This window comes from Psychrobacter sp. 4Bb, assembly GCF_002836735.1.
Lineage (GTDB): Bacteria > Pseudomonadota > Gammaproteobacteria > Pseudomonadales > Moraxellaceae > Psychrobacter.
Genome location: NZ_PJAS01000014.1, coordinates 1 through 2,442, shown reverse-complemented (window position 1 = coordinate 2,442; position 2,442 = coordinate 1). Strand labels below are relative to the sequence as shown.

General features: G+C 39.6%; 3 protein-coding genes. All 3 read left to right on the top strand.

All coding sequences use genetic code 11. The features are described from left to right. Positions 1–147 precede the first annotated feature (147 nt). The gene (locus CXF60_RS00550) at positions 148–495 is read left to right on the top strand and encodes a hypothetical protein (protein ID WP_102090364.1); all 348 of its coding nucleotides are present in this window, start codon (positions 148–150) and stop codon (positions 493–495) included. Between the two features lie 381 nt (positions 496–876). Beyond that, on the top strand, positions 877–1,935 hold the full coding sequence (locus CXF60_RS00545; RefSeq protein WP_102090363.1) for a TRAP transporter substrate-binding protein: 1,059 nt from the start codon (positions 877–879) through the stop codon (positions 1,933–1,935). A gap of 18 nt (positions 1,936–1,953) precedes the next feature. Continuing rightward, on the top strand, positions 1,954–2,442 hold a 489-nt coding region (locus CXF60_RS00540), incomplete at its 3' end, for a TRAP transporter small permease (protein ID WP_102090362.1).

The following is a 2,442-nucleotide window of genomic DNA, read 5'->3' as shown; positions in this document are numbered from 1 at the left end:
CGTAGGTTTGGTGACGGTGCTTGATGTAAGAAAATTTAGCGCTAGCTGCTTCGCTCAAGAATTCAAACTTTCCTATGTACCATTTTGATGTGATATTATTTATTCACTTCTAGAATCTACAATCTGTCATTTATTTTGGAGCACACTATGGGCGTTTCACTCTACTATACTGCTGAACGTTCTACTCTCTTGACTCAGCAGGAGCAAGAAAAGGTTGCATCAATAGTCGACAAATATAATGAGAATTTCAAGCATGAAGATGATGCAGAGACTTTCGATCTCTATGCATACGATGACAGTGAGTCAGAGGTCATATTAGCAGGAGCTACAAAGCTGCCTGCTAGTTTCGATCCAGAAGATCTTATGTATAACCTAGAACATTGGCTACAATGTCTGACCGAGATTCGCCTTACGGTCACTGATGCAGAATGGCATGTGCATCTAGATGATAACGATGCTGTATGGATAGATGATAAATGGCAGATGGAAGAATAGTGCTTCATCACTATTATTATTTATATAACTGTCTAGAGCAGCTTATATAAATCTATATGATATTTACACAATAAAGCTCTCAACTGGATAACAGGCTGAGAGCTTTTTTATGAGGAATTATCTTAATCTGCTTACTTTTTACTATTATTTATGTAGACAATTAGAGTATTAAAAATATATCTATAATATGAATATATCCTCCATAGTCTGCTCAAAATGATTTGACTTCTATCATTATAGCTGCTAATTTTAAAATGTACTTTTATTACAGGTATGTAAAAAATATATCTAAACCTTGTAGCCAATTTAATCTAGGATGAATCAAATTGTCTGCTCGTAATACCTTACTCCTATTCTCATAATTATCAAAAGGAATTGATAATGAAGTTAGCTCCTCTTTTTTCAATTGGTGCTTTAGCCGCTATTAGTCTTCTTGGCTGTTCTAACCAATCTGCTGATACGACTGATGACTCATCAGCGACTTCTCAAGAAACTACCGTGCTACGGTTTTCGCATTTTTGGCCAGCAACCTCATCTATCAGTAAAGAAGTATTTGAGCCTTGGGCAAAACAGATAGAAACAGATTCTGACGGCCGTCTAAAAGTTGAACTGTATCCATCAGCAGGCCTTGCTAAAGCAGACGTTACTTATGAATCTGCTGCTAAAGGTACGATCGATATCGGTTCACAAGCGCATGGTTATACCAATGGTCGCTTTCCTTTGACTCAGATTACTGAGCTTCCAGGTTTGTCAAATTCAGCAACTCAAATGGGCTGTATGCTACAGACCCTATATGATGATGGTACTTTGGCGAGTGAGTATAAAGATACTCATTTATTATTTATGTACGGGGCTGGACCTGGGGCGCTTCATACAACTGATAAGCTAATTCGAACACCTGGAGACATGAAAGGTATGCGTATTCGCCGTCCTTCAGCTGTTGCTGGTGATATTATTGAAAGCGCTGGTGCTTCGCCAGTAGGTTTACCTGCTAATGATATGTATACCTCGTTACAGCGCGGCGTTGTTGATGGTTTGAGTTTCCCTTGGGAAGCAGTAACAGCATTTAAAATTGATGAGATTACCAAGTATCATACTAACATTCCTTTCTATAGCTCAGCGCTTATGGTCACGATGAATAAGGACAAATATGACAACTTACCTGATGATCTAAAACAAGTTTTGGATAAAAACTCAGGGATGGCATTAGCTAATAAGGTCGGTGAAGTGTTTGATAAATATGACCAAATGGCAATTCAAGCTGCTAAAGATAAAGGTGATGAAATTATCGAAATTCCTGATCCATTAAATGATCCAGACTGGAAAAGGCCACTTGAAAGAGGAACACAAAAATATCTAAAGGATGTTAATGCTTTGGGTTTGGATGCTGATAGTGTCTATGAAAAAGCAAAAGCTGCCAGTGCTGCCTGTAAGGTCTAACCTAATTGGAGGTGTCACATGGCATTTTTAGTCAAGCTCAGCGTCTTAATCTCTAGATTATGCCAGTTTATTGGTGGGGTGAGTCTCATCATCATCGTCCTAACCACCATGCTCGACGTCGTCGCACGCTACATATTCAAACTCACCGGCGGTGAGTTTGGCTTTACCGTCAAAGGCAGTGTAGAGATCGTCTCCTACTTTATGCTATTTGCATTGTTAGCTGCCTTTGCCGCGTTTGTCGAACGCTCACAAATCATCGTCGACGTCTTCACCCAGAAAATGCCACAGTCTATCAAAGGCTACCTCATGGGTATCTTTATGATGGGCTTCTTTGTTATCGGCATCGTCTTTTCATGGGGACTCTACGAGAGCGCCATTGACGCCTTAGAGTATGGCAAAGTCACCCAAGATCTTCGAATATCTATGATGCCTATCTATATGGTTAGTGCATTCTTAAGCATCCTACTAGCCATTCGCTCATTGATCGAATCCATCAACATCTTTAAG

Coding starts and splice junctions, on each gene's coding strand:
- CXF60_RS00545 (WP_102090363.1), top strand. CDS start 877: ATGAAGTTAGCTCCTCTTTTTTCAATTGGTGCTTTAGCCGCTATTAGT.
- CXF60_RS00550 (WP_102090364.1), top strand. CDS start 148: ATGGGCGTTTCACTCTACTATACTGCTGAACGTTCTACTCTCTTGACT.